This is a genomic window from Bartonella sp. TT119HLJHH, from assembly GCF_042193385.1.
Classification (GTDB): domain Bacteria; phylum Pseudomonadota; class Alphaproteobacteria; order Rhizobiales; family Rhizobiaceae; genus Bartonella.
Window position 1 is genome coordinate 34,891 of sequence record NZ_JBHILS010000003.1, and the last position, 24,470, is coordinate 59,360.

Annotated in this window: 17 protein-coding genes and 2 pseudogenes; 10 read left to right on the top strand and 9 right to left on the bottom strand. The window is 35.8% G+C overall.

Annotation, left to right across the window (positions count from 1 at the left end; translation table 11 throughout):
* Nucleotides 1–487: 487 nt before the first annotated feature.
* Complete coding sequence (locus ACFIJL_RS02585; RefSeq protein WP_273724078.1) at nt 488–853, top strand: response regulator; 366 nt, start codon at nt 488–490, stop codon at nt 851–853.
* 302 nt (nt 854–1,155) lie between these two features.
* Here ACFIJL_RS02585 and rpsI read toward each other — a convergent pair whose 3' ends face one another.
* Nucleotides 1,156–1,641 (bottom strand): 30S ribosomal protein S9, encoded by a 486-nt coding sequence (rpsI, locus tag ACFIJL_RS02590; RefSeq protein WP_015856545.1) that lies wholly within the window; start codon nt 1,639–1,641, stop codon nt 1,156–1,158.
* Between the two features lie 2 nt (nt 1,642–1,643).
* A complete protein-coding gene (gene rplM, locus ACFIJL_RS02595; protein ID WP_015856544.1) occupies nt 1,644–2,108 on the bottom strand; it encodes a 50S ribosomal protein L13 in 465 nt (154 codons plus the stop codon).
* Between the two features lie 294 nt (nt 2,109–2,402).
* Between rplM and recJ the strand changes: the two genes are divergently transcribed.
* Nucleotides 2,403–4,187, top strand: a complete 1,785-nt coding sequence (recJ, locus tag ACFIJL_RS02600) for a single-stranded-DNA-specific exonuclease RecJ (RefSeq protein ID WP_375622360.1) — start codon at nt 2,403–2,405, stop codon at nt 4,185–4,187.
* A 17-nt stretch (nt 4,188–4,204) separates the two neighbouring features.
* Here recJ and parE read toward each other — a convergent pair whose 3' ends face one another.
* From parE to ACFIJL_RS02620, 4 genes are all read right to left on the bottom strand, one after another.
* Nucleotides 4,205–6,271, bottom strand: coding sequence for a DNA topoisomerase IV subunit B (parE, locus tag ACFIJL_RS02605; protein WP_375622361.1), 2,067 nt, complete (start codon nt 6,269–6,271; stop codon nt 4,205–4,207).
* A gap of 81 nt (nt 6,272–6,352) precedes the next feature.
* Nucleotides 6,353–7,090, bottom strand: a complete 738-nt coding sequence (gene lipB, locus ACFIJL_RS02610; RefSeq protein WP_375622362.1) for a lipoyl(octanoyl) transferase LipB — start codon at nt 7,088–7,090, stop codon at nt 6,353–6,355.
* A 147-nt stretch (nt 7,091–7,237) separates the two neighbouring features.
* Entirely contained in the window at nt 7,238–8,089 is an 852-nt protein-coding gene (locus ACFIJL_RS02615; RefSeq protein WP_375622363.1) for a TPM domain-containing protein, read from the bottom strand.
* A complete protein-coding gene (locus tag ACFIJL_RS02620; protein WP_375622364.1) occupies nt 8,089–8,715 on the bottom strand; it encodes a LemA family protein in 627 nt (208 codons plus the stop codon). The genes ACFIJL_RS02615 and ACFIJL_RS02620 overlap by 1 nt, the downstream gene beginning before the upstream one ends.
* A gap of 422 nt (nt 8,716–9,137) precedes the next feature.
* Between ACFIJL_RS02620 and ACFIJL_RS02625 the strand changes: the two genes are divergently transcribed.
* The 8 genes and pseudogenes from ACFIJL_RS02625 (at nt 9,138) to ACFIJL_RS02660 (ending at nt 21,695) form a co-directional block, all read left to right on the top strand.
* Complete coding sequence (locus ACFIJL_RS02625) at nt 9,138–9,914, top strand: class I SAM-dependent methyltransferase (RefSeq protein WP_375622365.1); 777 nt, start codon at nt 9,138–9,140, stop codon at nt 9,912–9,914.
* 1,317 nt (nt 9,915–11,231) lie between these two features.
* Nucleotides 11,232–12,770, top strand: a complete 1,539-nt coding sequence (gene hutH / locus ACFIJL_RS02630; protein WP_375622366.1) for a histidine ammonia-lyase — start codon at nt 11,232–11,234, stop codon at nt 12,768–12,770.
* A 416-nt stretch (nt 12,771–13,186) separates the two neighbouring features.
* A complete protein-coding gene (locus ACFIJL_RS02635) occupies nt 13,187–13,546 on the top strand; it encodes a hypothetical protein (RefSeq protein ID WP_375622367.1) in 360 nt (119 codons plus the stop codon).
* A gap of 449 nt (nt 13,547–13,995) precedes the next feature.
* Complete coding sequence (locus ACFIJL_RS02640; protein WP_375622368.1) at nt 13,996–15,372, top strand: amino acid permease; 1,377 nt, start codon at nt 13,996–13,998, stop codon at nt 15,370–15,372.
* A gap of 1,045 nt (nt 15,373–16,417) precedes the next feature.
* Nucleotides 16,418–16,799 (top strand): annotated as a pseudogene (locus ACFIJL_RS02645) (hypothetical protein).
* 362 nt (nt 16,800–17,161) lie between these two features.
* Nucleotides 17,162–17,563: a hypothetical protein gene (locus tag ACFIJL_RS02650; protein ID WP_375622369.1), complete on the top strand. Its 402-nt coding sequence runs from the start codon at nt 17,162–17,164 to the stop codon at nt 17,561–17,563.
* 166 nt (nt 17,564–17,729) lie between these two features.
* Nucleotides 17,730–18,201 (top strand): annotated as a pseudogene (locus ACFIJL_RS02655) (hypothetical protein).
* Nucleotides 18,202–18,941: 740 nt separating this feature from the next.
* Nucleotides 18,942–21,695: an autotransporter outer membrane beta-barrel domain-containing protein gene (locus tag ACFIJL_RS02660; RefSeq protein ID WP_375622370.1), complete on the top strand. Its 2,754-nt coding sequence runs from the start codon at nt 18,942–18,944 to the stop codon at nt 21,693–21,695.
* Between the two features lie 259 nt (nt 21,696–21,954).
* Here ACFIJL_RS02660 and ACFIJL_RS02665 read toward each other — a convergent pair whose 3' ends face one another.
* Genes ACFIJL_RS02665 through ACFIJL_RS02675 form a run of 3 tightly spaced genes read right to left on the bottom strand, consistent with a single transcriptional unit; the run spans nt 21,955 to nt 24,454 of the window.
* Complete coding sequence (locus ACFIJL_RS02665; protein WP_375622371.1) at nt 21,955–23,217, bottom strand: acetyl-CoA carboxylase biotin carboxylase subunit family protein; 1,263 nt, start codon at nt 23,215–23,217, stop codon at nt 21,955–21,957.
* Entirely contained in the window at nt 23,214–24,161 is a 948-nt protein-coding gene (locus ACFIJL_RS02670) for a DMT family transporter (protein WP_375622372.1), read from the bottom strand. Before ACFIJL_RS02670 ends, ACFIJL_RS02665 begins: the two co-directional genes overlap by 4 nt.
* Nucleotides 24,158–24,454, bottom strand: a complete 297-nt coding sequence (locus ACFIJL_RS02675; RefSeq protein ID WP_375622373.1) for a hypothetical protein — start codon at nt 24,452–24,454, stop codon at nt 24,158–24,160. Before ACFIJL_RS02675 ends, ACFIJL_RS02670 begins: the two co-directional genes overlap by 4 nt.
* Nucleotides 24,455–24,470 lie beyond the last annotated feature (16 nt).

Here is a 24,470-nt window from a genome sequence, read left to right on the forward strand (position 1 = left end):
TATATTAAATAAACCGTGAGGTTTAATCACGGTTTATTTATTTTTACTTTTAATAATATTGGTAAATTTATCCTTTAATATCATTAAGATATCGTTGGGGGGATGGCAGCATAGGGGGTATTAAATTTAAATAATCAGCTGCTTTTTAAAGTTAATTAAATTTTTTCTCTTCAAAATATGCATTTGAGCTGAGTTTGTATTTGATATTTTTTCTATGATGAAAATGTATATGCTTTAATTGAGATATTCATAAACGGTGCTTATTCACTGAAAAAATATAGGGCAATACAATACTTATGGTTATTGTGGATTTTGTGCTGATGAACTGAAAAAGTATAGCGATGCGTTTTATAAATATTTGCAAAAAATGCTTTTATTGGAAGCTTTTAATCTCTTTGTGGTTTACAATTTTTTTTATCATTTTATCTTAAGCAAATAGAATGTAGATTCATTTCTATTTTGTCTAAGAAGGGTGGAAGTTATACTAATGTCAAAAAAAGTCATGATCGTGGAAGATAATGAGCTTAATATGAAGTTATTCCGTGATCTTGTAGAAGCGAGTGGTTATGAAACTGTTGAAACGCGTAATGGTCTTATGGCATTAGATTTAGCGCGTTCATCAATGCCATCTCTTATCCTTGTGGATATCCAGTTGCCAGAGGTCTCTGGAATAGATGTTATTAAACAATTAAAAGAAGATGAAGAACTTCGATCAATCCCCGTTGTTGCTGTAACAGCTTTTGCTATGAAAGGCGATGAGGAGAGAATTCGTGCCAGTGGATGTGAAGAATATATGTCAAAGCCTATTTCTGTTCCGCATTTTATCACAATGGTAAAGCACTTCTTGGATTAAAGCTTTGTTAAGTGATGATAGAAAAAAACATTGAAAAATTTATAAGATTGCTAAAGTTATCGTGCAAATATTTTTGTGCTTTAGCAGGTGGATATGCCTATTAGCAAAATAAATTTAAAAAATTGAAACTGAGGTTTTGAATTTTTTGATCTACTTTTTAGTCCTTGTCTAAGGAGATGGGTTGTTTTGCATTCTTGTTTTCTTCTAACAGATGTAAATTTGTCTCTACGAAACGTTTGTTTTAGCAGTTTAAAAAAGCCCCGTTTTTGTTCGAGGCTTTATGCATTGTACAAAAATTGAAATTAACGCTTTGAGAATTGGAAAGAACGACGGGCTTTTGCTTTACCGTATTTTTTACGTTCAACAACACGGCTATCGCGGGTAAGAAACCCACCTTTTTTCAAGATTGAGCGAAGTTCTGGTTCGTAATAGGTTAAAGCTTTGGAAATGCCATGGCGCACTGCACCGGCTTGTCCGGAAAGACCACCGCCTGCAACGGTTGCAATAATATCAAACTGGGTATCCCTATTTGTTGCAACAATTGGTTGACGAAGAATCATTCTAAGAACAGGACGAGCAAAATATTTGTCGAATTCCTTATTGTTGATCGTGATTTTTCCAGAACCTGGTTTAATCCATACACGTGCAACAGCGTCTTTACGCTTTCCTGTTGCGTAAGCACGTCCTTGTGAATCAAGCTTTTGCACATGAACAGGAACAACATTTTCATGTGTTTCTGTAATACTTGTTACTATGCTAAGCTCAGAAAGAGAATTAATTTCAGCCATAATCAAGCAATCCTTTTGTTTTTGCGGTTTAAAGCACCAACGTCAAGAGATTCAGGCTGTTGTGCTTCATGTGGATGTTGGCTTCCAGCGTAAACACGTAGATTCTTCAATTGACGGCGACCAAGAGGCCCACGAGGAATCATACGTTCTACCGCTTTTTCAATAACGCGTTCAGGAAAACGCCCCTCAAGAAGTTGACGTGCTGTACGTTGTTTGATTCCACCGATATAGCCGGTATGCCAATAATATTTTTTATCCGTATATTTTTTGCCAGTGAGAGCTATTTTATCTGCATTAATGACAATAACGTTGTCACCATCATCAACATGTGGAGTAAATGTAGCTTTATGTTTGCCACGTAAGCGGTTCGCAACAAATGTGGCAAGACGACCTAAAACAAGGTTTTCTGCGTCAATAATAACCCATTTTTTCACCACTTCAGTTGGCTTTTGTGAAAAAGTTGCCATAGAAGTATCCTTTATTAGAACCCTTTATATAAGGGAATTTTTACTGTTTTGCGTTGAAAATTGTTACCATAGCGAAATATTTAACGCATACTACTTGCTCTGATATAATGTCTTTTGATTGACGTCAAGAGAAAATAAAAACTTTATAAAACAGCATGTTATGAGAGGGGTATTATAATACCATATGAAAAGAAGTTTGTGGACCATTTAAACTTAAAATGAATGTTGCAAAAGACTATTTTATCTTTAACACATGATTGTATTTTATCGTTCTTCATTATAAAATAAACAATAATGCAGTGGCCTCGTTATTTTCTCAATGTTGAATCTTCTGCTTGTGGTCAAGCTTGGTTAGATGCCCTTGATGTTCAAGGGATAAATAATGCGCGCGCTATTTCTCAAAAATTTGGCTTTCCAGATCAGTTAGCTCGAGTACTTTCAGCAAGAGATGTGGATGAATCGGAGGCTGTTGATTTTATTAATCCAACATTGCGTACGCTTATGCCTGATCCAGAAAGTTTTAGAGATATGCAATGCGCAGCAGAGCGCATTGTTAAGGCTCTTCTCGATCAAGAGCAGGTTGCTGTGTTTGGTGATTATGATGTTGATGGTGCTTGTTCATCGGCACTGATAGCGCGTTTTTTTCGTTATTTTGGTATTGAAGTCAAAATTTATATTCCTGATCGTATTGTTGAAGGCTATGGTCCGAATGAACAAGCAATGAGGATGCTTGTGCAAGAAGGCGCCCAGTTAATTATCACTGTTGATTGTGGCGCAAACAGTCCAGATGCCGTAAAAGCAGCGAGGCTTGCTGGTGCTGATGTGGTGATTTTAGATCATCATCAAATGTCAGAGATTCATCAAGAAGCTGTTGCTCTGGTCAATCCTAATCGCCCTGATGATTTTTCTAAACAGGGGCATTTATGTGCAGCGGGTGTTGTTTTTGTTACGTTAGCTTGGGTTCATCATTTGCTGCGGAAAAAACAATTCCAAGGGCAGCTGCCTGATCTTTTAAGTATGCTTGATCTTGTTGCATTGGCAACCATATGTGATGTCGTTCCATTACAGGGGGTTAACCGTGCTTTTGTGATAAAAGGGCTTCAAGTTGCTCGTTCTATGCATAATCTAGGAATAACAGCTTTAACAAAGGTTGCACGAATAGGGGAGCCGCTTAATAGTTTTCATTTAGGTTTTTTGTTAGGTCCTAGAATTAATGCAGGAGGGCGCATTGGTGATCAAGCTTTGGGAGCACGTTTGCTTAGCTGTGAGAATAAAGATGAAGCGGACAGAATAGCAGAACAGTTAGATCGGCTTAATCAAGAACGCCAAGAAATGGAGAACATTCAATTAGCACAAGCGGAATCTTACATTACTTCTCTTTATCAAGATCAAGAAATACCATTATCGCTTGTCATTTCACATAAAGAATGGCATCCGGGAATTATTGGTATTCTTGCTTCCCGTCTCAAAGAGCGTTTTTTTTGCCCTGTTTTTGCTATTGCTTTGAAAGAAGATGGAAATGGCGTAGGGTCGGGACGCTCAATTAATGGTATAGATTTAGGAGCACTCGTTCGTGAAGCTGTTACACTCAATTTATTAGAAAAAGGAGGGGGACATAGTATGGCAGCAGGAATTACAATTCAATCAACAAAAATTGAAATTTTTCGAAAATGGCTAGAAGAAAAAGTTTCTTTAATGGTTTCTGAGTTGCGTGCAAAAAAATCTCTTAGTATAGATGGTTCTCTTTCTGCTTCTGGTGTTAATGAAGCGCTGTTTGAATTGCTTGAAAAAGCAGGGCCATTTGGGGCAGGGAATGCAACACCTGTTTTTGTTCTTCCCTCTCATCGACTGGTGAATCTATCTGAAGTTGGTAAAGGGCATCTTCGCCTCGTTGTCTCTAATGTTGAAGGAAAAAAACTGCAAGGAATAGCTTTTCGTGCTGTAGGGACATCACTTGGTGATTTTCTTTTTGAAAATATTGGTGAAATGATTCATTTAGCTGGTCATCTTAGTTTGAATTATTGGAATGGAATGATCAATCCGCAACTGCGCGTGATTGACGCAGCCGCAGTGGTTTGAAAGGGATATTTTTTACATTAGATGTCAAGATTAGAAGCAAAAGTAGAATTTTCTTGTATGAAACGAAATCGTGCTTCTGGTTTTGTTCCCATGAGACTTTCTACAGTCTTTTTCGTTTCTTGCATTTCCACGGCATCAATAGAAACACGAAGCAATGTACGTTTTTGAGGATGCATAGTCGTTTCTTTAAGTTGTTCTGCGCGCATTTCACCTAGCCCTTTAAAACGCCCGATTTCGATTTTAGCTTTTCCAGTAAATTCAGTTTTGAGCAATTCATCCTTATGAATGTCGTCACGAGCATAAGCAACTTTTCCTCCTTGCGATATTCTATAAAGGGGAGGGACGGCAAGATATAAATGTCCCTGATGAATAAGGTCAGGCATTTCTTGAAAGAAGAAGGTAATGAGCAGTGACGCAATATGAGCACCATCAACATCAGCATCTGTCATGATGATAATACGTTCATATCTGAGATCTTTTTCACGATACTTGGAGCGTGTTCCACATCCAAGAGCAAGGATAAGATCGCTAATTGTTTGGCTTGAGTTCATTTTTTCATGTGCAGCACTGGCGACATTTAAGATTTTACCACGAAGAGGTAAAATTGCTTGGTTTGCTCTATTTCTTGCTTGTTTAGCAGATCCTCCTGCAGAATCCCCTTCAACAATGAATAGTTCAGCACCCAAAGCATGGTTCTGGCTACAATCTGCAAGTTTACCGGGCAGACGTAATTTACGGACAGCAGTTTTTCGACTTATTTCTCTATCTTGGCGTCGTCTAACACGTTCTTCAGCACGGTCGATAACCCAATCGAGAAGTTTAGTTGCTTCTTGTGGGGAATTTGCTAACCAATGATCAAAAGGATCGCGGATTGCATTCTCAACGATACGCTGTGCTTCAATGGTTGCTAATCGATCTTTTGTTTGTCCAACAAATTCAGGGTTACTGATAAAGACTGAAAGTATTGCGGCTGTTGAAATCATAATATCGTCAGACGTAATAATCGCTGCGCGCTTGTTTCCTATTAACTCAGCGTAGGATTTCAATCCACGCAAAAGAGCTTGACGTAATCCTATTTCATGTGTTCCGCCTTCTCCTGTAGGAATCGTATTGCAGTAAGATTGCACACAAGAATCACCACCATGCCAAGCGATAGCCCACTCAACGGAGCCATGGCCATTATTGTGTTGTGTTTTGCCAGAAAAAATTTCTGACGTTACTCGATATTCATCTTTTAGTGACGCAAGTAAATAGTCTTTAAGCCCATCGGGAAAATGAAAAACAGCTTTTTCAGGAATATTTTTTGCGCCTTCAAGTATGACGGGATCACAAGACCAGCGAATTTTTACGCCACCAAAAAGATAGGCTTTGGAGCATGTCATCTTATAGATTTTTTCTGGGTCAAAAGCTGCTTTTTCACCAAAAATTTCATGATCAGGATGAAAACGAACGCGCGTACCACGACGATTATAAACATCTCCCAGATCTTCCAATCCAGATTGAGGAATACCGCGTGAGAAACGTTGGCGGTACAGTTTTCGTTCTCGGGCAACTTCAACTTCCATATCATCAGAAAGAGCATTGACGACAGAAATTCCTACTCCATGAAGTCCACCAGCAGTTTGATAAGCTTTTCCATCAAATTTCCCCCCTGAGTGGAGTTGTGTCATAATAACTTCAAGAGTCGATTTCTCAGGCATTTGAGGATGATTTTCAACAGGAATACCGCGTCCATTATCTGTAACGGTTATATAACCGTTCCTATCTAATGAGACCTCAATAGAATCTGCATAACCCGCAACAGCTTCATCCATCGCGTTATCAATAATTTCGGCAAATAAATGATGAAGTGCTTTACTGTCTGTTCCACCAATATACATTCCAGGGCGTAAACGTACCGGCTCTAAACCCTCAAGAACTCGAATAGAGAGGGCATTATAGTCATCTTCTTGCGTATCTTTTGCACTTTTTCTTGAAATCATCGCGTTTGATTTCATTGGAGATTGCAGAGTGTTTTCTTTTGTATTTACCCGAGATTGGGCTTTATTTAAAACACTAAAAAGATCCTTTTTGTTATCGCTCATAGCGTTTAACTATCCACCTCATAAAATCAAATATTTATTAAAATAATTTTATGCCTGTTTTTTATTTAAAAATCAATGCACTTAGGAAACATCGATTGTTGGACCAAAAATTTTTTCAAAAGCGTGTTTGAGAGCAATATCAATATCATGCATTGTTACAGGGCAACCTAGATCAAGAAAGCTTGTTACACCGTGGTTTGTAATTCCACAAGGAACAATTCCTGAATAATGGGCTAAATTAGGATTAACATTGATAGAAACTCCATGAAAACTTATCCATTTGCGCACTCGAATGCCAATAGCTGCAATTTTATCTTCGGAAGAAAGATCATTTTGTTTTGATGGGCAATGAGACTGTTTAACCCAGACACCAACGCGATCTTCTCTGCGTTCGCCTTTAATATTAAAGTTGGCAAGCATCTGTATGATCCATTCTTCTAATGCACTAATGAAAGCACGAATGTCTTGTTTCCGGCGTTTAAGATCAAGCATGATATAAGCAATACGCTGTCCTGGACCGTGATATGTAAATTCACCTCCACGTCCTGCTTCATAAACAGGGAATAAATTAGGCGCCAAAAGATCTTTTTTATTGGCACTCGTCCCCGCTGTATAAAGGGAAGGGTGTTCAAGAAGCCAAACTTGTTCATGTGCGGTTTTTGCAAGAATTTTTTCTACACGTTCTTGCATATAACGCAGAGCTTCAGGATATTCAACTAGATGATCACTTATCTTCCATTCAACGGGTGGATTGCCTAGAATTGCATTAAAATGATGTGATAAGTGATTACGATCTGTATGTTTCAATTCAAATGTCATTGGTAATATTTATCTTGATGTTTGAGTTTATTTTGTAATCAATACAAAGTGATTACAGAGTAAGGTATAGAATTGTTGAATAAAAGAGAATACGTTCATAAATTTTATCTTAAGAAGATTTGCTACGCTTAAAAATCCATGTTCCTTTTACCATCTTCCTGTTGCACCACCACCACCAGATGATCCACCACCACCCCTAAATCCCCCTCCACCTCGAGGACCACCGAACCTTCCACCAGGATATCTGCCACCGGCACTTAAGTTAAGAAACCAAAGTGTGAAGATGATCCCCAGCCAGAGATACTTTTGTGGACCCACTTTTTTACCAAAAATCATTGCAAGAATGGGCAAACCAACGACTATAAAGAGAATGAGAAACATGATTGTATTTATAATCATTTCTTCTTTTTCAGCTTGTTTACGTTGTTCTTCAACGATTTTAGCTTTTTCTTTGATGCGAAAAGTAAAATCAGAATCACTTTCTGTAATAACTTTGATAATTGCATCAACTGCTTCAGCAATTCCTTTTTGATAATTTCCTTCGCGAAAATTAGGAATCATGAAGCTATTAATAATGACAGAGGAAAGAGCATCTGTTAGCTCTCCTTCCAAACCATATCCAACTTCGATACGTGCTGTGCGTTCATTCGGTGCAATGACCAGTAATACACCATTATTGATCTTCTTTTGGCCTAATCCCCATGTACGAAAAAGAGAATTGCTGTATGTTTCTATATCGTTGCCCGAAAGAGTAGGGAGTGTCACAAGAACAATTTGATCTCCCGTTTTCTCTTCGAGTGCTGCCAGTTTTTTTGTCAAGTCTTCCTTGGTTGCATTATCGAGCAAATGAGCCACATCATTAACATAACCTGTTAAATGAGGAAATTTTATTTGCGAACAAGCGATACTTCCCAATGCAGCAACTAAATACAGAGAGCAGATAAAAGCCCATAATTGTGAAAATACAATACGTTGCAAAGAGTATCGAAATGATTTCATTAATTAAAATTAACCTTTGGTGTTTGTTGGCTATCAGTATCGATGGTAAAAGTTGGCATAGGTTTAGCATCACGAAACCATAATTTTGCCCAAATCATCGTCGGTATTGTTTTGAGTGCAGTATTGTAGGCACGTACTGTTTCAATATAATCGCGGCGCGCAACGGAAATACGGTTTTCTGTTCCTTCTAATTGTGATTGAAGAGCAAGAAAGTTTTGGTTTGCTTTAAGATCCGGATAGTTTTCAACAACAGCCATAAGTCGCGAAAGTGCACTTGATAAATTTGCTTGATTTTTGAGATATTGCTGCATAACTTCTGGATTATTCAGCATATCTGCATTAATGTTGACTTGTGTTGCTTTAGCACGTGCTTCAATTACATTTGTGAAAACACTTTGTTCATGAGCTGCGTAAGCTTTAACTGTTTCTACAAGATTGGGGATGAGATCTGTACGACGTTGATATTGATTGAGCACTTCACTCCATGCTGCATGTGCTTTTTCTTCATTTGTTGGTATCGTATTAAATCCGCACCCACTTAAAAATGGCACTAACCAAGCCAAAAAAATCACGATTGGAAATTTTTTTAATATTTTAAACATTGAAGAAGTTTGTACATTTAACATAAAGATGTCTCCACAGATATTTTATGTATTATATAGGGTATATTTTCTTGGTGGAAAGTATTTTGAAATTTATAAACAGGCGTATTTATCAATAAACTGATATCTCTATGCGTTTTAGGTACGCTTAAGTGACTTGTTGATATTAAAATAATAATAGTAATATAGATGTCATCTTATAAAAGATCAATAATATTTATATCAATTATTATTACAGAAAATTATATTATTTTCGTAGGAGTTTTGGGTTTCAAAACGTGCAGATAACAATTGGAAAAGAGAAAAATGTAAGTATCAATCTTATGGAAAGATAGAAGGTCAGGGCAGTTCTTATTTTCCTCCTTTAGAAGTTATGTTTAATACATTGGATAAAAAAGGCTTTTTAATTATGTATGGTAGTAATTGAGAAGGAGGGTGAAAGTCCTATGATAGAAAGTGTTCAGCGGCAAAGTGAAAAGTTTGATGGATTGGCTAATGATTATGATCGTTATCGTCCTCGCTATCCCCTTACTTTATTTAAAACCATGCTCCATCCTTTTAAGAACAAAAAGCATTTGTCCATTGTGGATGTGGGTGCTGGGACAGGCATCGCATTAGAGGGAATTGTTAAATTTTTAGGAAATGAGCACCAATATCATGCTATCGATGTATCGGCAGATATGATTAAGCAGGGGCGAAAAAAATTTCCTACAGTGCAGTGGTATCATGGCCGTGCCGAAGAGCTTTTGCCTCAAATTGGCGAGGTTGATCTTGTCATTGCAGCGCAAGCGTTTCAGTGGATGGAGCGTCCTAAGTTGCTTTGTTCTGTTTCAGATCAACTTCGAGCCAATGGTGTCATGGCAGTTATTCAAAATAATCGCGATTTCAAGCATAGCGAATTTCTAGAGGCTTATGAGACCTTGTTAGAAAAAATGAGTCCGAACTATTCCCGTTATTATCGTAATTTTGATTTTTTACAGGAAATGAGTGATGGCTTTGGGGTAGATCCGGAAAAGATTTTTTTTCATACGCATAATTGGACGATGATGATCCCATCTGAAGCTTTTATTGGAATGAGCCGCTCTTCAACGCAAGCGCAACGCGCTATTGCTTGCTATGGGGAAGAATATTTGCGGCAATTGGTCGCATTGATAAAGAAATATGAAGTGCAAGGCAATTTGGAGCTTTTGTATCGAAGTGAGCTCTATATGTATGCAGGATAATCCCATATCGATGATTGCTTTTGCTCTTTTAGCACATCAGAGTGGGCGGTATTCAGGAAATTAACGCCTTATTAAGGCAGGTTTTGAGGGGGACGTTTTTTTCTTCAGCATTCACGTTGACATCTTATTACGTCTGATTTTCATTGTTTACTTGATATGAGAGAATTTAAATAGAAAATTTATGCACTGCATTATAGTATCGAAGCGCTTTCTTTACTGCAGTTTAACAACAGATTATTTTATAAAATAAGAAGAGGTAGATTGAATAGAAATATTTGATAATTCTTTGTTTTTATGATTGTTTTTTATTATTAAATGAGAGTGTTTTTAATAAACTTTGACAAAAACAACTGAAAAAGTACAAAAAATTATCATAATCAGAAATTTGTAGTAAAAAAGGTAATGGCTTGGAAGCACCTTTAAAAAACAACTCATTTTGAAATTATCTCTAAATTCAGATTCAATATAACAAAAAAGTAAAATATAAATATGTTATATGGAGCATTTCTCTTTTTTAAAGATATAATATAAAAACAATATGTTAATTAAATTTTTTGATATAAGAAAACTTCTTTTATTTTTATTTTAAATAACGGGTTAGGGCGAGTCTTGTGTGGTTTTATTGAAGATGTGCTTTTTAGGTTTAAATCTGGCGCTTTAAATACAATTTTAGAAGTAGCAAAAAAGCTCAATTTCTTCTCTGTTGTGATGTGTTGAATAAGTTTTTTAATTTTCTATAGAGTTTAATTTTTGCAATCATGATAGATTGTGACAGCTATCTATTTAAGGTTTTTATAAGTTTAGTAGGAATAGCTTGATGATAAATCCATTGAGCTCTCCATCTTTACGCTTCATAAAAGAATAAGCCTGCACCATCACACACTTTGTCATTTCCCAATGTTGCGACAGTCCTTGACATGGTTTATAAAAGAGGTTTTTAGTCCTTTTTTGTACAGTTTTATCCATACGACAATCTCGCTTATGACGTGCAAGCGGATGGTTTTGATTGATTCAACATACACAGATTTGGAATGAGAGAGTCTTAAGATATTCCGCTCTCTCATTTAATATTAATAATGCTAGATTATGATTATAAATTAATGCGTTATCTATTTTTGAAATCCATGACCTTGGTTGTGTTTGTCAATATTTCATTTTCATTTATCGTCAACTATTCTACTTTTGGATAATGACTTCATTGTAAGGAATACCTTTAAGAAAGCATTCTCGCTTTAAAGAGTCGTTATAGTTTTTTTTGTTTTATAGAAGGATCAATAATGCTAAACATTATACTTTGATAAAAAAAGAAAGTAAATTATGACTATTATACTGAAACCGAGCGAGGTGACGCTTAGTGAGCTTGCAGCTATTTATTTTAATGGTGAAGTGAGTAAACTTCATAATGACACGCATTTAGCTATCGAGAAAGGGGCTCAGCGCATTGCTGAAATTGCTGCTGGAAGTGAGCCTGTGTACGGTATTAATACTGGTTTTGGGAAGTTGGCTTCCATTAAAATTGATGCGGACGATGTCGCTGTTTTACAGAGAAACCTTATTTTGTCCCATTGTTGTGGGGTAGGAGAGCCTTTAGCTGAAAATATTGTGCGTTTGATAATGAGCTTAAAGCTTATCTCTTTAGGAAGAGGAGCTTCAGGAGTTCGTCTAGAATTGGTAAATTTGCTGGAAAATATGCTTGAAAAGGGCGTCATTCCTGTCATCCCTGAAAAAGGGTCTGTTGGTGCTTCAGGTGATCTAGCTCCACTTGCTCACATGGCGGCTGTTATGATGGGAGAAGGGGAAGCATTTTTTCAAAATATTCGTATGAGTGGGGCGGTTGCATTAGAGAAAGCGGGATTGTCCCCTATTATTTTAGAGGCAAAGGAAGGTCTAGCTCTTATTAATGGGACTCAAACATCAACAGCCCTTGCACTTGCCGGTCTTTTTCGAGGTTATCGGGCATTGTGTGGTGGATTGTTGGCCGGGGCTTTGACGACAGATGCTATCATGGGATCAACGGCGCCATTTCATCCTGATATCCATATTTTACGAGGACATTATGGGCAGATTGCTGTATCGAAAACATTAGAAAAGCTTGTAGAGGATTCAGAAATTCGTGCAGCACATTTACGGGGTGATGAGCGTGTACAAGATCCTTATTGTATACGTTGCCAGCCACAGGTCATGGGGGCATGTTTTGATATTTTGCTGGCAGCAGCAAAAACACTGATTATTGAAGCAAATGCTGTTACAGATAATCCATTGATTTTAAGGAATGGTGAAGTTGTATCAGGTGGAAATTTTCATGCTGAACCTGTAGCGTTTGCTGCTGATCAGATTGCTCTTGCTTTATGTGAAATAGGATCTATTTCTCAACGGCGTATTGCTCTTATGGTTGATCCAGCAGTTTCTTATGGACTTCCAGCTTTTTTAGCGCATAATGCGGGTCTTCATTCAGGTTTTATGATTGCTGAAGTAACAGCGGCAGCTTTAATGTCTGAAAATAAGCAAATGGCCCATCCTGCTTCCGTTGATTCAACACCAACTTCAGCCAATCAAGAAGATCATGTTTCAATGGCTTGCCATGGAGCTCGTCGGTTATTGGTAATGAGCGAAAATCTTTTTACACTTATTGGCATTGAAACGCTTGTTGCAGCACAAGGAATTGAATATCGTGCACCTTTAAAAACAAGTACTTTCTTGCAATCTGTTATGGGATGTTTACGCAAAAATGTTGCTTCTCTTAAAGAAGATCGCTATCTGGCTCCAGATCTTCATCAAGCTCATATACTTGTGCGCGAAGGGCACTTATTATCTGTTTTACCAGAAACAATTTTTCCTTCATTAAGTTTTCAATAATACTTGTTTTAAGGACAATGATGAAGGGCGGATATTGAATTTTGAAACTTCCTCATATGAAAATATAGAAGATCAATACTATATTTGAATTATTTAATAAATTATGTATATGTATGTTATTTATAGTCAACTAGATATTTTATTATTTTATAGGGATCTGATTTAGCATCATAATTTTATAGAAACTATAAATTTAAAGCACCTATACTTTCTGATTTCTATCAGAAATTTTAATATAGTTAAATAATATTCACAAATTGTATGTTGTAATATTATATTTTTATAAGTACAAATATATAATATATGTATTATATTAAGTAAAAATAAAAAAAATTATTGTATATTCTTCTTATTTGTTAATACTTTATGAATTTTATATTTCATTTTTGATATTTTAAATAAAAAAGGAGAAAGAAATGTTTAAAAGTGCTAGATTATGTGTATCAATAACAGTTATTTTTTTCTCTCAAATTCTTGAGATTCATGCAAATTGTAGGAGAGGAGGCTTTCCAGAGGAAGTTTTCATTACAATAGTGGCCCAAGAGAAGGAGTCTCTGATTTTAGCGAAAAACAAAGATTTTATTGCTATCTCAGGGCAAAATCCTGAAGATAAGGAGAATGCTATTATTGGGCCAACAGTCAAAGATTCTATTTTTAGCGCATATTTTTTTTCCATTGGAAAGTTTATCTTTAAGACAGTTGGAGTCCTTAAAAAATGGGTTGTAAATACAATTTCTCATACTTTTGAAGGCTTGCGAGATTCGTATTATCATTGATTGAGCTATTCAATTGGCGTAAAAAGTTTGCTTTGTGGTCTCAAAGAGAGTTTTCTTAAAGTAACAAAAAATTAATTGTACGCATAGTTAATGCGTTTGTTATGAATTTTTAGGCTTCTATTTCTGTGCACGGAAATAGAAGCCTAAAAGTTTAGATTACATTAAGATTAATTTTCTCTGTAAAAAACTAGAGAATACGAAATGAATTAAATGACAATTATAAAAAAATTCATTATCACTTTATTTGAATAAAATAATACAAAATTGCAGGCTATAAAAGCTGAATAATTCGCAATAAAAGTATTTTTTCATTGTTTAGAGCAAAGTGTTTGACGGGCTGGTCTTCGATGTTTTTTGAAATATATTTGTGAAAGAAACATGAGGCTTTATTTATCATAAAGCTGTTATCGTGGTGTGGAGTGTCAGCATTTCAAAAAGTAAGGAAAGAAATGGCAATAAATGAACTGAAAAGAGGGATGAGTAAGCGCCAAGTTATTTTTTTAGCTCTTGGCTCTGCTATTGGAACAGGTCTTTTTTATGGGTCTGCACAGGCAATTAAGCTTGCGGGTCCCAGTGTTTTGATTGCTTATTGTATTGCTGGTTTAGCTATTTTTATGGTTATGCGGGCTTTAGGAGAGATGATACTTCATAATCCATTACCTGGTTCTTTTGCTCGTTATGCGGCAAATTACATATCGCCATTAGCAGGTTTTTTAACGGGATGGACATATGTATTTGAAATGATTCTTGTGGGTTTGGCTGATATTACAGCTTTTGCAACTTATATGGGGTTTTGGTATCCTGATGTTGCTCCTTGGGTATGGGCACTGAGTATTACATTAATCATCACAGGTATTAATTTAGCTGCTGTAGAAGTCTATGGTGAACTAGAGTTTTGGCTATCTTCTATTAAAGTTATCGCTATCATTGCGATGATTATTTTAGGAATAGCAATTATTTTTTTTTGGGGGGGGGAAGGGGCAGATTTTTCTACCGTTACTGTTCATAATTTATGGAAAAATGGTGGACTTTTTCCCAATGGTTGGTTTGGTTTTTTAGCTTGCTTTAGTGTTGTTGTTTTTGCTTTTGGTGGCATAGAAATTATTGGCATGGCAGTTATGGAAGTTCAAAACCCTCATCAAACGATTTCAAAGGCAATTAATTCTACTCCAGTTCGTATTTTGCTTTTTTACGTCATGACGTTAGCTATTTTAATGTCTCTTTATCCTTGGAATGAGATTGGTCTTATGGATAGCCCTTTTGTATCTATTTTTGAAAATCTTGGGATTTCGTATGCAGCAAATATTTTAAATATTGTTGTTGTTACAGCGGCTATTTCAGCAATGAATAGTGGAATGTATGGTGCTTGTCGTATGATCCATGGTTTATCGCAGGAAGGTTATGCTTTAAAAAAGTTTCAATATTTATCAAAAAATGGTATACCAGTTTTTGTTATTTTAATGATCTTTGGTATCTTTCTTCTTGGTGCTGTCCTTAATTATTTTTACCATGAAAAGCTTTTTTTTCTTATTGCCGCAATGGCAACATTTGCGACAGTTTTTGTTTGGATGATGATTTTACTTTCACAATTTTTTATGCGAATTAAGATGCCTAAAGAAGCACAGAATGGTTTAAAATTTCCCATTCCATTTTGGCCAATAGGGTCGATTTTTTCTATTTTATTTATGGTTTTTATTTTTATTCTCTTATGGTATTTTGATGAGACACGACCGGTTTTAATTATAGGTGTTAGTTGGATTGCTTGGCTTGTTGTTTGTTTCTATGCACTTAAACTTTATAATTTTAAGAAAAAGAAACAGCAATAAAATGTGAATAGAGATAAAGCTCAAAACAAATAGCTGATGTCATCAGGAAAACAGATGTTTGATTGTTATTCTCTAAAGGTTAGAACAATCTAGATTGAAAAAATCTGCTCGTTATTATTTTGCTTTGGAAGTTTTTGTGAGCCATTGCTTACGGTAACGACAAAATCATATAAATATTAGGCGTTTTTTGATGGTGAGCTGTGCCATCAATATAAGTCTTTCAGGTTAAAATGCCTAACAGCGCAAATAGATTTTACCAGATACAAGATTATAGGCAGATATCTTTTTCTAAACGTATTAATGAAGTTCTGTTTCACAAGAGAAGTTATTGTAAGATTTGTTTTTTTTTAGCTCTTAAAAAAATTGGCTGTTTAAATTTTGTTGTTTAGGAAACTACTATCTCTTTTAGAAGCGAAGATAAAGTTCTTTATGTCTTTTCTTGAAAAGAAGGGTTGAAGTTTTTTATTTCTATTATTTTTTCTCAAAGAGAATTGGCGTTGGTAGAAAATAGTGGATAACAAAGTCATTAGAGGTATTGTATCATTGTGTTTGCAAAAACTTTAATAAAGAGCAGCAAGGTATTACAATAAAATCTCATAGGAAAAGTAAATTAAAGAGAACAATGAACGTGTGACAGTTTTACGTCTCTTGTTGTTATTGTGCTCACAAGAGTAAGGATCAAACTTATTTTTTATAATATTGATACGAGAGTAATTTTTATCACAAGTGGAGGTGGGAAAATGCACTCCGCAACTGTATTACGGGTGTAAAATTATTCAATATTGCCATAAAAGGTGCTCAAGAACACTACAACCAACAACAATCGTTGGCAAACAGTTTTTACACGAGAAATCTTTCAATAAATTTGAAGTGCATACCACAACCGTCTTATCCATTTGGGGGACAGCTGGCAACATTGTGTTGGACGTGCAAGGTCCATGTTTCCTTCAATAGCATCTTTACTTTTCTGTGAAGAAGCAGCTGTTTATGCAGTACAGCATGCTGACAATTTAAGGAAGAAAAAATGAAATGAACTTTAAACTTATTGAGTGTCTTAGCTCTATTCGTCATAATTGGTTGCCAGTTTAGGAAGTCTCTTGCAGGATACTTGACTGCATGGGAGAATCCAGATGAAGATTTTACTGAGATAGGAAAAGCACTGTTAGAGTGTGGAATGCCCCCCTTATGATGTCTTTCCAGAAAATAAAAAGTTTTAAGTATCAATGCAAAGGCTTCTATTGATGCTTGCATGTTTCAAGCAAAACTTCACTACAAATGGGGAGGATTATATTGGTGTTATATCTTATAAAGATGAAAATCTCTCCATTTGTTGTCTTGGTGCTGTTATCCCACAACGAAGTGTCAAGAAGCGTTTGAACAGCCCGTTTTGTAAAAAATATAAAACCGCACCTGAATGTCAGCCTTAATTTTTGCTGGTAATGATCTCGATCCCTATCTTCATGTTTCTCATGCTTGTGCGTGAGGGGACCTTAATTCAGCATGTCAATGCTATTTATTTATGGGTACCACAACTGTTGGCGCAATAATATAAAAATATCTATTTTGATTGTAATCAAAATATTGATAATAATTATAAGCATATCATTGTTAGACATATGATTTTAGTAATAATTTTACCGTATTTTTGATATAATAATTACGGCATAATCTTCGGAAAGATAAAATAATATAGGTTGATAATGTTCATCATTGTTTTGGAAGTGAAAAAGCAGCATGTACAGTAATTTATGGATTGTTTCATAATATCAAATTATTCAAGGACAGGAAAATGAAGCAGATTTTAAAATTATTCAGCGGGATGACCTTATTTGTTATGGCTGGATGTTACCCAGAGCAGCCTTCTCGAACAGCTGTAGATGCATGGGAAAAGTCTGGTGCTGATCAAATTGAGATCAAAAAAGCTCTGTTAGAATGTGGAATACAGCATCTTGATGGTCGTCTTGATACAGAAACAACTACTGATGAGAAATTCAATGCTGAGGAGTCTGTGAATGCATGCATGATACAAGCAGGTTTTCAAGATAAATTGGGAAGGGTGAAGTGGTGTGAAAAGTATGAAAATCTTCCAATTTGTCAGCCTGATGCTGTTATTCCTCAGCGAAGTGTAGAGAGGCGCTTGAATAGTCCTCATTGTGAAGAGCATAAAGAGCAACCAGAATGTCAACCTTAAATATTGATGCTGTTTGTAATCAATAATCTTTATATTCTTGTTCTCGCATGGGGGGAGGCGGGATTGTTTTTCAATGGACTAACCATCTTACATGCGAAAAAATATTAGCACAGGCTTATAAGCTTTTTTATCGTGAATATTGAGAGAAGGGGAAAAATAAAAAAAATTGAAATTATTGAGTGCTATAACTTTGTTAAACTTTGCGGGATGTGTTAGCAAATCTCCTCCATCGACGTTGGCATTATGGGGAAACGCCCAGTGTCAATAAATCTATGGTTCAACAAGCACTGTTAAAATGTGGCTAGAAACCATTCTATGTTTCTTCTGAAAATATGGATTCGCGTGCAAGTGAATTTGTAGCAATTTATGAGTGCATGACTAAAGCAGGTTGTGGGTACAAACTACAGGATTCAAAGGGAATTTATTTTTCATCAGCACTGCGAAGTGATTCATTTTTAGTCAATTTAATGGTAGCAGGGTATCAGCAGGTTATGGACAATGATACTTTTAGAGTAACCAATTCGACAAAATAAGAGCGAGATTTGATGTTACGTTTTGAAAATGATAACAAACGCCAGAAAATAAAAAAAATTGAAAAAGTGATCATTGACAGTAAAATATATTCAACTTTCAAGTAATAATTCAATGAAAATATTAATGGGGAGAGGGAGTAAAAATGCAGCTCTTTTATCCTCGATATAGTTATATTCATCAGAGACTAGCTTAGTGATGTGTTATTGTCAGATGATAATAATATTGGGGGATGGTGAGTTATTGTTTGGAGAAGGTTATTCAATATAAAAAATGGCAAAGAATAGCTTTGCTAAAATACCTTCTTTAACGATCATAAATAAATTGCTTTTATAGAAATGATTTTGATGTTTTTTACAGGAGAGTGAGTGTTTTATTGTATTTAGATTTTATCAGAGGATATGAAAGTGTTATGCAGGTAATTTTGATGTAAATAGCTTTTCGTTTTATGATCTATTTTGAGATGATATGTTCTAAAGTAGCTCATTGATTAATTCTAAATATTGATGATAGGGCATTAAGAGAGGTTTTGTTTATTTATTCAATTTTTTGTTAGATGGCTTACAGTTCCTTAGGTTTTTGTTGTGGTTTAGTTGTCTGGCGCTTATATTACAGTTCTCAGAACTTTTAGGGGGTAATTCTTTAAGAGATCGTAATCCTAAATGGTATCTTAAAACTGTTTGTTCTTTCTTTACATAAAATACAAAACATATTATAAGACCCTATCATTTATCATAAAAATAATAAAATCACTTTGTTTATTTTATTCTTATCGTATTTAATTTGTGATTTATTTTTGTACCAGCATTTTTTGTGTTTGTTGAGAAAAAGAAAGTTTTAAAAAACAATGATAAGCAAAGCATCTAAAAATCGCTTATATTCGTGTGTTTTTACAGCAGCTATTTTTTCTTTTTTGTTAAACATAAATATTGAGGCACATTCTCATTCATTTGTATCACTGTCATGTGATGAAAACAAATTACCTTACGGATGCAGTGATGGTTCAAAGCATACAATTAGTGATAAAGTATATAAATTCACGGCATTTGTTAAAGAAAAGAATGGCGATGGTCGTTCTCACATGTTGCCTTCTGCTATAGTCGTACAGGAGCCAAATACAGTTATTGAGGCAATGCGTGTAGAGGTTGAAGGGACTGCAGGTGTAGAAGATATTTATGGTGCTGTGGTATCACGAGGAGGAAAAGTTGTTTTGAGCGATTCAGCTTTTAAAAATGTATCAATAGGTCTTAAAGCTGATAGTGGAATGATTGAGGTTGATCGTGGAACAATTGAATCTTCTCAGATAGCTGCTTATGCAGAGAATCTAGGAGCATCTGTTACGTTAACGAATACAAAAATTAAAGTGGAAGGTCAGGGTATCGGTCGAGAGAGTGCTCTTTTCGTTAGTGCTAAGGCGGGTATTCAGATGAAAAGTGGATTTATTGATGTGAATGATGCTGCTGCGCTTTATGTGGGGAGAGCGGGGAGTGCGACTTTAGATGGTGTTACCATTGCTTCAAAATATCAAAAAACAGAAGACAAAGAAAATACAAATGGAAAAATTACACATACAGTTTTCAATGTAAAACATCAGGGTTCTGTTTATGTAAAAAATACGAATATTATTTCTACGGATGTTCATGTTTTAACAGTTGGACAAGATTCTAACACACCATCCAATAATGGCAGGGAAGGAAATATTTTAATTTCACGGGTTAATATTGAAGATTCAACAATTAAAGCAATCGGTAACAAACATGGTATGTATTTTGAGAGGGATGGGGAAAATGATGCATATGAACAGGGGCTTGTCTTTTTGAAAAGGACGATTTTTGAGGTTCCAGATGGGACAGCTGTTCATAGTCATAACAGTCGTATTTATATTGGAGTAACAGAAGGTACAAAAATTTTTGGTGACTTATTATTAACAGCTGAAAAGGGGGGAAGTGTAGCGATTTTGGCTAATTCTTCTTCATTGATAGGAGGGACTCGTGTTGCCGATGATTCTATTGCTGAGCTTTATTTAACAGGGGGATCAAAATGGTTTTTGACAAAAAGAAGAGCGATAGCTTCACAAGTTGCAAACCCTACAAGTTCGTCTATTTCATTTGTAAAACTTTCTGATAGTTTTATTGCTTTTGAGACACCAATGTTTCAGGAGTATCAGACGCTTTATATTGGGAAGGGAGAGAAAGAAGTTTATAGTGCGCAAGAGAGGGCAGATATTTATCTCAATACATACCGCAGTCGTGAAGGTTTGCTCGATAATAAAAAAACTGATCGGCTTTTGATACATGGTGATGTTTCTGGAAAAACGACAGTTTATGTGCAATTTGTTTCAGGAAATCAGGGTGAGATAGCAACCGGTGAAAATGCTCATAGTATTTCACTTATTCAGGTTTCTGGAAAAGCGGCAGAGGATTCTTTTCAGTTAGATCGTCCTTATATCGCATTAGAGGGTTTGCCTTACCAATATTATCTTCATGCTTATGGTCCAGCTTCTGCTCTTGGAAATGCACAAACTTCTCAAAGATTGGTTGAAGGAGATGGAGATTTTTGGGATTTCCGCCTTGAAAGTAAATATATTCAGCCTGCTTTAGAGGTGTCTGCTATTCCTCCTTCTGCATTAAAGGTCAGAGAGGTTGTTCCACAAGTTTCGACCTATCTTTTGTTACCAAATGTTTTATTTCATGTTGGACTTATGGATATTAGTCATCAACAAAAGCAGTTGCAAGCTACGCGGTCTATTCCTCGTAAATTATTAAAAAACGAAGAGAATTTTTCTTTATCTGTTCACGGTTATGGTGGGCATTATCGTTATATCTCAGATCTTTCTACACTTAAATATGGGTACGATGGACGTGTTGATTATAACGCTATAGAAACAAATCTTTTGTTTAAAACGGTAGAGAGTGCACATAATACGACATCTTTTGGGATTATGGGAACCTATGGAAAACTTTCCTTACAACCTCATAATGTGGAACAAAGTCAAAAGAGTACATTTAATAAATGGTCATTTACGGCATACGCTAGTGTGGAACACAACACTGATTTTTACGTAGACGGTCTTTTATCTTATGGCTTGTTTAAAGGGGATGTGCGTAGCCATGTTTGGGGTAAGACGGCGACATTAAAAGCAAAACCTCTCAACGTTTCTTTTTCTGCTGGTAAAGTGTCTATGATAGGACGTGAAGGTCTTATTTTTGATCCGCAATTTCAGCTTATTTATCAACATCTGCAATTTGATAAGTTTCGTGATATTGACGGATTTGATGTTGAGATGAAAAAAATAGATCAATGGTTTATGCGTGTTGGTGGGCGTTTAAGTAAAACATTTACAGCCTCTGAAAAGGATCGTATCACTTCTTTTTATGGCAATATTCATCTTGCTCATTGTTTTGGTAAAGAACAATTTGTGCATTTTAAAGATGTTTTTCAGTTGAGTTCTTTTGGTTCTTCCTTAGAAGTTGGCTTGGGTGTCAATTCACAGTTTTCTTCTAAAGTCACACTTTACAGTGATCTTAGCTATCAGCACACGTTAACCAAGGCAGGTTTTTCTGGAATTCGTTTTTCTGGTGGATTGCGCTATCATTTTTAAGCCATCTTTTTAAAAATAATAAATGTGATTTTCAAAGTCTTGTTCTATTATCGGAATTAAAACCATTGTTTGTGCAGAATTTTTTAATAATGGTACCATGTGCTTTAATAAATATGAAAATATCATGTTGATTTATTTTTATCTGCTATAGCATTTCTCAAATGCTTTAAAAAATTTGTCCATCTGATAAACAGATTTAAAATGAGAAAATCCTACAATATCGGGGTTCTTATTCAATATGAATAAAGATAAATTATCATTATAAATCAATATTTTGCCATATGATGCTTAAGGTGTCATCGAGCCATTTGTGGTAATTGCGTGCTTCTTCGTTTGAGGCATGAACAGAGAAAATAAAACCGGGATATCCACCAAATGCTGGTGGCGGTGGTGAAATATGATCCGTTTCAAAGAAAATGATAGTTCTGCTAGTTTGTGGATGTTGTACGACCTTATCGAGACCTAAAAATCCAGAGAAGCGTCCATACCCATGAAGAGGAATAATATAATTTGCCGCCACTTTTTCAGCTGGGAGTATATCGGGAAGGTCTGGGGTTTGTTCAGCTAAAGCGGCATTCATACAGAGTTTTGCAAATGAAATTCCTGTACCTTGCTCCACAATAAAATGGGAAACACCTGATCCACCTATACGAGCACCGATCTCAATGATATAGGGTAAGTTATTGGCATCTAAGCGTAGTTCTACATGGGCAGCCCCCATATTTATACCAAGAGCTTTAACTCCAGAGCATGCAGCCTCACATAAAGCAATAATTAAAGGATCATCTATATCACAGCGTTGACGATAAATTGTTTCTTCAAACCATGGTCCCTCAGGCTGTCCCTTGTCTCCAACGGACAGAACATGTACACCTGCTGTATCAACAAAGCATTCTACGACAAACTCTTTTCCTGGCAAATACTGTTCTACGATTAAACCTACAGGTTTACTTTTATCATTAAAACGTGCCATGTCTTTATGCTGAACATTCCATACGGCTTTAATGAGATCAGAAAGTTCAGCGGAATTTTTAGCTAACATGACGCCTGTACTTGCCCATCCAGAGACGGGTTTAATAACGAGCGGATAGTCTAAGGCATGTGTTTTTGATAGGTCTTCTGGATGATCTATATAAAAGAATCCTGGTGTTCTTAAGCCTGCTTTAGCAAAAGCTTGACGCATGAGATATTTATTTCGGGTTAATGCTGCTACTTCTGGTTCAATACTTGGAGTATTGATTTTTTTTGCAGCCAAAGCTGTCCATAGGATAGCTTCTTCGCGAAGGGTCATAATCCCAGAAATATTGCGTTCTTTTGCTCCCGTTGCAAAAGTGTCTAGAGCTGCCTCTGGGTTATCAAAAACAGGAAGTTGCCAAGTTGAAGTGACTGCTGCGGGGTGTTGAGTGGGAGCGCTTTCAGCGGTATCATAGATCATTATTAATTCGATATTAGCTGCTTGTGCTGCTTCAAATATAAATGGTAGTTTTGCATTGCGCTGGCAAACTAACGCGAGTTTTTTCATTTTGTTTCCTCATTAAATTTGGAATTTTGGGCACGACGTTTCTGTTGCCATGTAGATACCTTTGATGCATCTATAAATAAGAGTGTCATCCCTATAACAACTACAATCATAGCAATTATTTTGATCATATTGAGAGAAGGGCTCGAGCCGATTATCCATTCACATGCAACCACTGCAAAAGGGGATAATACGCCGATAGTATTGGCGTATAATACGCCTCCTTCGGCTAAAACTTTTTGATATAATACGTAAACTGGTGCCGAGCAAACAGTTCCTAAAATCAATATTTTAAATATATCTTCTAACTTAAGATATAAGAGTGGGGCAGGATCAAAAATAAATAATGGCATAAATGATGCGACAGAAATTGTTGTGATCCAAGCCAGTGAGGTGAGCAAAGGTAAATTTTTAAGATAACGTTTAGACAATAAGCCATAAGCAGAGTAAGAAAGTGCTGCTGTTAAAGCAAGAGCTATTCCTATTAGGTTATAATATCCACCTTCTCCACTGTTTATATTAAATGCTATAGCTGCTACACTGACAATTATCACTCCGCTAAACTTCAGCCATGAGAATTTAAGGACATTTGTCAATGCACCTAATATATAAGTAATCCCTGGAATAGTAGCGAGAACCATAGTTAAATCACTGGCTTTGAGCGATTTTAATGCACCAAAGCTGCATACAAAATACAGCGAAAATCCTAACACTGAGAGAATTAAAAAAGAAGGTATCATGGAAAGCAATGGTAGGGATCTGAAAACAGCTTTCTCACGAAATACTGCAATCAGCCATAAGGTGGCTGCGGTGGCAAACAACCTAAGTCCAACCGCATGCATGACGGGTATATTGCTAACCAAATTCTTAGATAATAACCAACTTATGGAAAACAATGCTAGAATAGCAAAGGTAAATAAGAATAACTGTCCTTTTAAGAAACTCAATGATTTAATCCCCTAATAATGTACTGTGCATAAGATGATGTTGAAAAATTAAATCGTGACTTTGAAGTCTGTGGTTTTCCAAGATTATTTTGGATATAATCCTTAGCTCCTGCCAAATAAGCGTCATCTAAATTTAATGCTTCAAGTGTTTCTATATCTGCTATCATCAATACTATTACTTTTTCAAGACGCTCCAAATCAAATTGAAGATAACCTTGATTTATTTCAATCAATGCTTTGTTTTGCATCAATATTTCAAAAAGCAAGACACCTGTGCCAGCATCGAATGTCATATGCTGATCAGAACTT

Excerpts from the sequence above, each read along its gene's own strand:
- parE (WP_375622361.1), bottom strand. The coding sequence starts at position 6,271 with ATGAGCGATAACAAAAAGGATCTTTTTAGTGTTTTAAATAAAGCCCAA.
- ACFIJL_RS02615 (WP_375622363.1), bottom strand. The coding sequence starts at position 8,089 with ATGAAATCATTTCGATACTCTTTGCAACGTATTGTATTTTCACAATTA.
- ACFIJL_RS02620 (WP_375622364.1), bottom strand. The coding sequence starts at position 8,715 with ATGTTAAATGTACAAACTTCTTCAATGTTTAAAATATTAAAAAAATTT.
- lipB (WP_375622362.1), bottom strand. The coding sequence starts at position 7,090 with ATGACATTTGAATTGAAACATACAGATCGTAATCACTTATCACATCAT.
- ACFIJL_RS02660 (WP_375622370.1), top strand. The coding sequence starts at position 18,942 with ATGATAAGCAAAGCATCTAAAAATCGCTTATATTCGTGTGTTTTTACA.
- ACFIJL_RS02625 (WP_375622365.1), top strand. The coding sequence starts at position 9,138 with ATGATAGAAAGTGTTCAGCGGCAAAGTGAAAAGTTTGATGGATTGGCT.
- hutH (WP_375622366.1), top strand. The coding sequence starts at position 11,232 with ATGACTATTATACTGAAACCGAGCGAGGTGACGCTTAGTGAGCTTGCA.
- ACFIJL_RS02635 (WP_375622367.1), top strand. The coding sequence starts at position 13,187 with ATGTTTAAAAGTGCTAGATTATGTGTATCAATAACAGTTATTTTTTTC.
- ACFIJL_RS02650 (WP_375622369.1), top strand. The coding sequence starts at position 17,162 with ATGAAGCAGATTTTAAAATTATTCAGCGGGATGACCTTATTTGTTATG.
- ACFIJL_RS02585 (WP_273724078.1), top strand. The coding sequence starts at position 488 with ATGTCAAAAAAAGTCATGATCGTGGAAGATAATGAGCTTAATATGAAG.
- ACFIJL_RS02665 (WP_375622371.1), bottom strand. The coding sequence starts at position 23,217 with ATGAAAAAACTCGCGTTAGTTTGCCAGCGCAATGCAAAACTACCATTT.
- ACFIJL_RS02640 (WP_375622368.1), top strand. The coding sequence starts at position 13,996 with ATGGCAATAAATGAACTGAAAAGAGGGATGAGTAAGCGCCAAGTTATT.
- ACFIJL_RS02675 (WP_375622373.1), bottom strand. The coding sequence starts at position 24,454 with ATGACATTCGATGCTGGCACAGGTGTCTTGCTTTTTGAAATATTGATG.
- recJ (WP_375622360.1), top strand. The coding sequence starts at position 2,403 with ATGCAGTGGCCTCGTTATTTTCTCAATGTTGAATCTTCTGCTTGTGGT.
- rpsI (WP_015856545.1), bottom strand. The coding sequence starts at position 1,641 with ATGGCTGAAATTAATTCTCTTTCTGAGCTTAGCATAGTAACAAGTATT.
- rplM (WP_015856544.1), bottom strand. The coding sequence starts at position 2,108 with ATGGCAACTTTTTCACAAAAGCCAACTGAAGTGGTGAAAAAATGGGTT.